The following is an 8,472-nucleotide window of genomic DNA, read 5'->3' on the forward strand; positions in this document are numbered from 1 at the left end:
GCGCTCCTCTGCATATAAATTACAGATATCTGTCATTTGCGGAGACCACATATATGGATCTTTTCCTGTATCTTTCAGATTTTATTATCCCATTTCTTATACTCAGTATTATTGTTTACGGACTACTGTCACGCGTCAGTGTGTACGATGCATTTATCAAAGGGGCCCGGAGCGGTTTTCTGACTGTGATCCGAATTATGCCCACATTGATCGGGCTTATGGCCGCCGTGGGGATTCTGCGCGCCTCAGGATTTCTCGACGTTCTCTCATCCCTTTTGGGACAGTTTACCGAGCAGATCGGATTTCCCGGAGAACTGCTGCCTCTGTCTGTAGTAAAAATGTTTTCTTCCTCTGCCGCCACCGGACTGCTTCTCGATATTTACAGAGAGTTCGGCACTGACTCACGCCTCGGTCTCATTGCCTCGATCTCCATGTGCTGTACCGAAACTATTTTCTATACTATGAGCATTTATTTCATGACTGCCGGCATCAGACACTCCCGCTATACGCTTCCCGGAGCACTGATAGCAACCGCTGCCGGCCTTGCAGCAAGCGTACTTCTGGCCGGCGCAGTCACTGTTTAACCCACCGAAGCCCTGAGACTGTATCGTCCGAATTCCGTTTGGGATTGTCTCATCTTCCGCTTTGTGATAAAATTGTAATATGCACAGACAAAGAGCGTCGTTTTCTGCGCTCTGGAAGCAATAAATCTGGAGGTGCGTCCTTATGGCCAGCCTGACATTTGAACATCTGACAAAGACCTATCCCAACGGATTTATTTCCGTTAACGACGTCAGCCTTCATATTGATGACGGAGAGTTTGTTATCTTCCACGGCCCCAGCGGCTGCGGAAAGTCAACGATCCTCCGCATGATCGGAGGCCTGGAGGATATCACTTCGGGCAGTATCTACCTCGGAACAGATCTGCTCAACGATATTCTTCCCCGGGACAGACGTCTCGCAATGGCGTTTCAGAATTATACACTGTACCGGCATTTCAACGCGTATGATAATATGGCACTCGGCCTCCGGCTCCGGGATCTCCCCAGAACCGTAATTGACAGCCGCGTAAAAGAAGCCGCTGCTTTCCTCGGAATATCGGAAATACTGGACCGGAAGATCCGCGCTCTCTCTGAAGCGGACAAGCAGCGTGTCGCGCTCGGACGCGCCATTGTATGCCACCCAAAGGTGCTTCTTGTAGATGAAGATTTCGCCCGTCAGAACGATGACCGCCGCAGCGAAATGCTCCGGGATATCCTTGCAATCAACAAAAAATACGGCACAACCACATTGTATGTTACAAACAATTATGAGGAAGCCGTATCCCTGAAAAAGAAAATCGTATTCATGAAAGAGGGAAAAATAACAGACATCGGTTAAATTCCGGTGTCTGTTTTGTATATAGCGCTTTAGGTCCGCGTTCTTTGTTTACTGTTCTTTCTTCTGTTCTGAATATTTCTTCTGTTCCAGATAATTATAGATCTCGTTCTTTCTGAGTCCCCGGTCTTTTGCAGCGCTCTTCATCGCCTCTTTTCTGCTCAGCCCCTGATTCAGATAGTATTCCACATGCTCTTCAATGCTCATCGCTTCCCATTTTTCCTGCTCCTCGCGCACAATCTGTCTCCTGTCCAGCCCGGCGATTACGATAACGCACTCCCCTTTCGGCGGATTTTCGGAATAATGACGCACTGCTTCCGAAAGCGCAGCGCGGTATACAGACTCATGACGCTTTGTGAGCTCCCTGCACACGCTCACCTGTCTCTCGCCGAGGCTGTCCAGAAGAAGCGTCAGTGTCTTTGCCAGACGGTGAGGCGCCTCGTAAAGTACAATGGTTCTCTCCTCCTTCTTCAGGGCATCAAGCACTGCTTCCCGCTCTTTTTTTTCTGACGGCAGGAACGCCTCAAAGGCAAATCTTCTCGTCGGCAGCCCGGATATGGTGAGTGCTGTAATACATGCCGCCGCACCCGGAACTGCTGTCACCGCAATCCCCTCCTCATGGCACATACGGACCAGCTCCTCGCCGGGGTCTGATATTCCCGGTGTTCCGGCGTCTGTGATCAGGGCAATATTTTTCCCTTCCTTCAGCTTCTCCACCAGCTTTTTTCCTTTTTCATATTTATTGTACTCGTGATAGCTTGTCATAGGGGTATGGATGTCAAAATGGTTCAGAAGCTTCACGCTGTTTCGCGTATCCTCCGCGGCAATCAGATCTGCTTCCCTCAGAGTCCGCACCGCCCGGAAAGTCATATCCTCCAGATTTCCTATCGGTGTAGCGCACAGATACAACGTTCCTTCCATATCAGTTCTCCTTTCCTGATTCTCTCCCGTCGTTTCAAAGCCTCTCCCTGTTTTTCTCAGCTGTTATTCCGGCACCTTCAGACCGGGTGTTCTTTCGTCTCCGCGGATCAGCAGAGTCTTCTGCCGTCGCTGTCATAGATAATGATGGGCGGCTCAACTGTCACTCTCGGCTTTGCACCACGCACCCCCTCAATCAGCACAAGGACAGGTTCTTTGTCAATGTACGGATGGATAAACTGTACCCGCTTGGGCTCTATTTTATAATGGTTCATCTTCATCAGGATCTCCGTCAGCCTGAACGGTCTGTGAACCATGTAAAACCGTCCTTTGTCCTGCAAAAGCCGCATACTTTCCCTCAGGATATCATCCAGAGAACAGAGCACCTCATGCCGTGCAACGGCTTTTGCCCCGTCCGGATTCTGCAGGCCGTGCTCTGCCAGCATATACGGCGGGTTTGTCGTTATCACGTCAAAAAAAGACGGCCTGAAAAGATCCGCCGCCTCTCTGATATCACCTGTCACAATCTCGATCCGGTCTTCCAGGTGATTATATTTCACACTGCGCCTTGCCATCTCTGCTGTCTCCGGCTGTATCTCCAGACCCGTAAATTTCCGTCCTTTTGTCTTCGCGGAGAGCAGGATCGGGATAATCCCGTTCCCTGTTCCCATATCAAGCACCGTCTCTCCCGGTTTTACCTTTGCAAAATCCGAAAGGAACACCGCATCAACCCCAAAGCAGAATCCCGCCGGGTTCTGGATCAGCTCAAGTCCTCCGATCTGCAGGTCGTCCAGCCTTTCTCCCGGCCTTATCAGATCTTCCCTCTTCTCATTTGTCATCTAACTTAGACGCTCCTTCTTCCTTTTCAAGCGCTGCAAGTTTCTTCATCTCTTCTTTCGAGATTTTCTTTTTCTTCCTGCGTGGTTTGAATTTCAGCTCATCCGCCTGGTATTCCCTTATTTCCTTTTCATCGTTCTCCAGGTTCACAACAACCTTCACCCGTTTGCGAAGCACGCTCAGCGAATTAACAACTCCGGTGAGCCCGTCTTTTGTCGTGACGGTATCGCCCACAGACGGAAGCTGGCTGTTGAGCAGCTCATACGTCTCTTCCTCGTTTGTCAGGCAGCACATCAGTCTCCCGCACACGCCGGAGATCTTCGTCGGATTCAGAGACAGATTCTGCTCTTTTGCCATCTTGATGGACACCGCTGAAAATTCCGTCAGATACGTGCTGCAGCAGAGCGGCCGCCCGCAGATTCCGATTCCCCCGCGGATCTTCGTCTCATCCCGCACGCCGATCTGACGCAGCTCAATCCTCGTGCGGAACACTGCCGCAAGATCTTTTACAAGTTCTCTGAAATCAATTCTGCCGTCCGCCGTAAAGTAGAAGAGGATCTTGTTTCCGTCAAATGTATACTCCACATCGATCAGCTTCATCTCCAGTCCGTGTTTATGGATCTTGTCAAGACAGATCTTAAACGCATCCTTCTCTTTCTGCCGGTTCTTTTCCACCGTCCGCCGATCCTGCTCTGTCGCAACGCGGATCACCGGTTTGAGAGGCTGTACAACCTCCTCGTTCTTTACCTCCTTTGGTCCGCTTACAACGCGCCCGAATTCTACACCGCGCGCAGTCTCGACGATCACATTGTCACCCTGTTTTATGTCAAATTTCCCCGGGGCAAAGAAATAGATCTTCCCGGCCGTCCGGAATCTGACTCCTATTACTTTTGTCATGTCTGTCAGTTCTCCTTTATTGTCAGCAGAAGCAGTTCCATTGTCAGCTCAAAATTCACATTGGCCTTCATCCTCGCTTTTGCCTTCTCCAGCGCATCCAGTATATTCTCGATTCCCTCATAGGAACTCTTGCTGGCGCGCTCTTTGATATATCTCATCTGATCGGAAAACACAACTCTGTCTACGCTCTTTGTCGCCTTATAGATAAGGACATCCCTGTACCAGATCGCAATGATATCGAGATAATCATTGATCTCCATCTTATAGCTCATACATCTCTTCACCGCGTCCATAAGCTCAGACACCGTCATGCTGTCAATATTTCTTAAAAGATGTACCGCTTCTTCCTTGATCTCATTAAAATACTCGGAGTTCGCCAGCATAATGGCCTTTCCCATATTCCCCTGGGCAAAAGCCACGCACACGTCCGCCTTGTAATCCGGTATCTCCATATGCTCCATGAGATACTTTTTCACAAGCTGATCCTTGATATTGCGAAGCTTCATCATAACGCATCTGGAACGGATCGTCGGAAGCAGCACTTCCGCATTCTCCGTCAGCAGCATAATTACTGCATACTCCGGAGGCTCCTCGATCGTCTTGAGGATCGCATTCTGCGCCTGAACACTCATCATATCCGCATCCGCTATAATATAAATCTTGTATCTGCTGCTGTAAGGACGTATCACAATATCGTCGTTAACCTGCACTCTGATGTCATCCACACTGATCGTGTTCGGCTTCTCGTGAGTCACCCGGATAATATCCGGCTGATTCCCGCTCATCGCCTGTCTGCAGGACTGGCATTTTCCGCATGCCTCGCCGTCGCTGTCCCTGTTCTGGCACTGAAGACTCATAGCAAACAGGTTAGCGAGCATTTTTTTGCCTGATCCCTTCTCACCGTTCAGAATGTATGCGTGAGATACCGCATCCGCTGACACGGCGTTCTGGATATACTTGATTATATTTTTGTGTCCTACCACATCTTTAAAACCATTCATTTCTCTCACCTGCCGCTGTTATTTCCTCTCTTCTTCTTTTGTGCGTTTCCGATCTGCACAGCATTCTGTACCAATCTGTACGTTTCTATTGTACTACAACTTTTGTCCGAGGTGGAAACTTTTTTCATTAATATCGCCTGTATCAGCCCTGTCATCCGTCCGCCGGAGCCTTATAATCCCATATACCTCTCGATTTCATTCAGGCATGTTTCAAGGTCTGTATTCTGAAACCGTACATCGATTCCCGCTTTCTCCAGGTGTTCTTCAGAAAAGTCCTCCGTATCCGCAAGAAAACGTCTGCACATCTCTGCATACTGAGGTTCTTTCTGCTGCTGTTCTCTCTTCAGCGCACGCTCCAGCCGGAGTCCATCCTCCACTTCAATGTAGATCGGAGAAATATGCTCCGCACCGAAATACTCTTTTAGCGCCCTGTAGGAGACAAGTGTGCCGATCACAAGATAGTCATGTCTGCGCAGGTCGATCTGTCCGTCATCGGCTGTGAAATACGTCCACACGCCGCACTTTGTATCATAAGACCTCGCTTCTATAACCATTCCGGCATCCTCCATCTCTTTCAGGCGTGCCCTGTCTACGAAAAAATACTCTCTCCCGTCCTTTTCTCCTTCTCGGACCGGCCTCGTCGTATACGGAACAACCGTGCGAAGCTCCGGATGTCTTTCTGAAAGCAGTCTGTACACCGTATCTTTCCCTGAACTGCTCTTACCCATCACATAATAGATTTTACCCATTCTTTTGCACCTCAATCCATCCTTTCCGGCCTGTTCCTTCTATCTCAAATCCGGACCGCTCATATTCTGCGATCTGCCCTGTCACCTCTTCAGAGACCCGTTCTCCCGGAACGATCAAAGGGATGCCCGGCGGGTATACATAAGCATATTCGAGAGCAATCCTTCCCCCGCATTCTTGCAGCGGCACACACATCGTCTCCTGCTTCTTTCTGTATACCAGCCTTTCAGCCTCCACAGGAGTGTAAATCATCTCATTTCCAGCGAATCCCTCTGTCTTTTCTGAATTTGGACTTGCATTTTCCCCGTCATTCATTCCATTTTTTGCAAGTTTTCCGTCAATCTCAAAAAGAGCATTTTCCAGACGCCGCATGGCAGATTCCGTGTCAGCCGGGGATGTCATGGCGATTATGTAAGAAAGCGATGCCATCTCCATCTGCAGTAAATATTTTTCATTTAATTCCTGATATAATTGTTTTCCTGTATAGTTTTTTGTTTCTCTTCTGTCTTTCTCATACTCATCTCTTTCATACAGTCCCGCACACGACACAAGTATCTTGGATCGGTCATACATGGCTGTCTCAAGCAGTCTTAAATGACTCATCCCACTCAGCGCCTGCCTTGTATGATCCAGCACAGATACATACCGTTCAAATATCTCTGGTCCTCTGCCGTCAAGTGTACGCACGCATTCGTCAAGAGATGCCATCAGCACATATGAGGGACTGCTTGACTGCAGTATATGCAGATACCGCCGTACCCGTCCCCTGTCAGCAAGATCTCCGTTTATATGCAGGAGAGCTGTCTGCGTCAGTGAGGGGAGCGTCTTATGCAGACTGTGTATGACAATATCTGCGCCAAGCGCATTTCCGTTTAAGGGAAAATACGGATGAAAGCCGAAGTGCGCTCCGTGTGCCTCGTCCAGAATCAGAGGAATGCCTCTCTCATGCGCAGTCTCTGCAATACAGCTGATATCGGACACAACGCCGTCATATGTGGGCGATGTAATCACCACCGCTCTGATGTCCGGATTTTCGCCTAACGCCTTTGCTACATCCTCCGGAGAGATCGGTCCGTTCATCCCTGTGTCTTCGCAGCGCGCAGGGTATATGTAGACCGGCTCCAGCTCATTTAAACACACTGCATTATAAACAGATTTATGACAGTTTCGCGCCATCAGAATCCTGTCGCCGCGCTGTGTGCTGCCCAGAACCGCGCTCAGCAGCCCTACAGTGCTGCCGTTTACGAGATAATGTGTTTCCTCCGCCCCGAACAGCCTGGCCGCTCTCTCCTGCGCCTCCTTCAGAATCCCTTCTGCGTGATGCAGATCGTCAAATCCGGGGATCTCTGTGATGTCGATTTTATATGGCAGTTCCGCACCTGTGAGGGCAGGATTCCGCTTATGGCCGGGCATATGGAATCCGTAGTACCCGGACTCAGAATATTTTTTCAGTTTATCATATAAATATTTCATTTATAATTTTTAACTCCATTTTTATATAAACAACACATAGTTCTCACAATTTCGGGTTATATTATACTCAAATAAAGCAGAAATGCTTTTATATATATATTTCCTCTTTTCTCAGCCGGACTTTTGTATTCCGGCTTTTTATTTTTCACTTTCTGCCTATTTCTGACTATAGCAAAATATCCGAGGAAAAATTTCCCCGGATGACTGCAAAAGTGAGCGTGCGGGGATTCGAACCCCGGACAACTTGATTAAAAGTCAAGTGCTCTACCACCTGAGCTACACGCCCCTATTATTATAAATTCTTACCAGCTTTAACCATAAAATAATGCCCAGAGCCGGAATCGAACCAGCGACACGAGGATTTTCAGTCCTCTGCTCTACCAACTGAGCTATCTGGGCATTTAACACACATAAGTGTGTGAGTTGCGGGAGCAGGATTTGAACCTGCGACCTTCGGGTTATGAGCCCGACGAGCTTCCAGACTGCTCCACCCCGCGATATTATATTAATTTGTGAAGTCCCTTTCGAGACAAAGCCGATGATCGGACTCGAACCGATAACCTGCTGATTACAAATCAGCTGCTCTGCCAATTGAGCCACATCGGCATATTTTCTTTGAGCCACAATCTGGCCGCACCGATTTAACGGTAATGGATGGAGAAGGATTCGAACCTTCGAAGGCGTTGCCAACAGATTTACAGTCTGCCCCCTTTGGCCACTCGGGAATCCATCCATAAATTTTTTAAGTGGGGCCTATAGGGCTCGAACCTATGACCCTCTGCTTGTAAGGCAGATGCTCTCCCAGCTGAGCTAAGACCCCACAGACGACCCAGAAGAGACTCGAACTCTCGACCTCCGCCGTGACAGGGCGGCGCTCTAACCAACTGAGCCACTGGGCCACTTTTTTATTCAGAGTATGTATACCCTGAAAACTGCATACAGAAAATCTATCCGTCTTTTCACTCTATCGAGTGCCTATTCCCGCTTTGGTTATGCCCTCGACCTATTAGTAACAGTCAGCTCCATGCATTACTGCACTTCCACCTCTGCCCTATCTACCTCGTCGTCTTCAAGGGGTCTTACTAACTTGACGTTATGGGATATCTCATCTTGAGGGGGGCTTCACGCTTAGATGCCTTCAGCGTTTATCCCTTCCCGGCTTGGCTACTCTGCTATGCTCTTGGTAAAACAACAGATACACCAGCGGCCAGTCCATCCCGGT

At 48.9% G+C, this 8,472-nt stretch carries 8 protein-coding genes, 7 tRNA genes and 1 rRNA gene; 2 read left to right on the plus strand and 14 right to left on the minus strand.

The annotated features are described in order from the left end of the window. Positions 1 to 53 precede the first annotated feature (53 nt). A complete protein-coding gene (locus LKD70_RS07365; protein ID WP_227707391.1) occupies positions 54 to 584 on the plus strand; it encodes a spore maturation protein in 531 nt (176 codons plus the stop codon). Positions 585 to 726: 142 nt separating this feature from the next. Further along, positions 727 to 1,380, plus strand: coding sequence for an ABC transporter ATP-binding protein (locus tag LKD70_RS07370; RefSeq protein ID WP_227707392.1), 654 nt, complete (start codon positions 727 to 729; stop codon positions 1,378 to 1,380). A 48-nt stretch (positions 1,381 to 1,428) separates the two neighbouring features. On the opposite strand, the gene rsmI is transcribed toward LKD70_RS07370, so the two are convergent. The 14 genes from rsmI to LKD70_RS07440 all read right to left on the minus strand — a co-directional run. Next, positions 1,429 to 2,298: a 16S rRNA (cytidine(1402)-2'-O)-methyltransferase gene (gene rsmI, locus LKD70_RS07375; protein ID WP_227707393.1), complete on the minus strand. Its 870-nt coding sequence runs from the start codon at positions 2,296 to 2,298 to the stop codon at positions 1,429 to 1,431. Between the two features lie 107 nt (positions 2,299 to 2,405). Next, on the minus strand, positions 2,406 to 3,134 hold the full coding sequence (locus LKD70_RS07380) for a tRNA1(Val) (adenine(37)-N6)-methyltransferase (protein WP_227707394.1): 729 nt from the start codon (positions 3,132 to 3,134) through the stop codon (positions 2,406 to 2,408). After that, positions 3,124 to 4,029 (minus strand): PSP1 domain-containing protein, encoded by a 906-nt coding sequence (locus tag LKD70_RS07385; protein WP_227707395.1) that lies wholly within the window; start codon positions 4,027 to 4,029, stop codon positions 3,124 to 3,126. Before LKD70_RS07385 ends, LKD70_RS07380 begins: the two co-directional genes overlap by 11 nt. Before the next feature lie 5 nt (positions 4,030 to 4,034). Continuing rightward, entirely contained in the window at positions 4,035 to 5,030 is a 996-nt protein-coding gene (holB, locus tag LKD70_RS07390; protein ID WP_227707396.1) for a DNA polymerase III subunit delta', read from the minus strand. A 170-nt stretch (positions 5,031 to 5,200) separates the two neighbouring features. Beyond that, positions 5,201 to 5,779 (minus strand): guanylate kinase, encoded by a 579-nt coding sequence (locus LKD70_RS07395; RefSeq protein WP_227707397.1) that lies wholly within the window; start codon positions 5,777 to 5,779, stop codon positions 5,201 to 5,203. Then, complete coding sequence (locus LKD70_RS07400) at positions 5,772 to 7,250, minus strand: aminotransferase class I/II-fold pyridoxal phosphate-dependent enzyme (protein WP_227707398.1); 1,479 nt, start codon at positions 7,248 to 7,250, stop codon at positions 5,772 to 5,774. The genes LKD70_RS07395 and LKD70_RS07400 overlap by 8 nt, the downstream gene beginning before the upstream one ends. A gap of 213 nt (positions 7,251 to 7,463) precedes the next feature. Next, a tRNA-Lys gene (locus tag LKD70_RS07405) sits at positions 7,464 to 7,536 on the minus strand. Between the two features lie 40 nt (positions 7,537 to 7,576). Next, a tRNA-Phe gene (locus LKD70_RS07410) sits at positions 7,577 to 7,649 on the minus strand. 24 nt (positions 7,650 to 7,673) lie between these two features. Next, a tRNA-Met gene (locus LKD70_RS07415) sits at positions 7,674 to 7,747 on the minus strand. Between the two features lie 36 nt (positions 7,748 to 7,783). Next, positions 7,784 to 7,856 (minus strand) — tRNA-Thr (locus tag LKD70_RS07420). Positions 7,857 to 7,901: 45 nt separating this feature from the next. Continuing rightward, positions 7,902 to 7,983: transfer RNA gene (locus LKD70_RS07425), tRNA-Tyr, on the minus strand. A 14-nt stretch (positions 7,984 to 7,997) separates the two neighbouring features. Next, positions 7,998 to 8,070: transfer RNA gene (locus tag LKD70_RS07430), tRNA-Val, on the minus strand. A gap of 5 nt (positions 8,071 to 8,075) precedes the next feature. After that, a tRNA-Asp gene (locus LKD70_RS07435) sits at positions 8,076 to 8,149 on the minus strand. 87 nt (positions 8,150 to 8,236) lie between these two features. Further along, positions 8,237 to 8,472: ribosomal RNA gene (locus LKD70_RS07440) — 23S ribosomal RNA — on the minus strand; the annotation flags it as partial.

The organism is Ruminococcus turbiniformis, from assembly GCF_020687545.1.
GTDB classification, from domain to species: Bacteria; Bacillota; Clostridia; order Lachnospirales; family Lachnospiraceae; genus Mediterraneibacter; species Mediterraneibacter turbiniformis.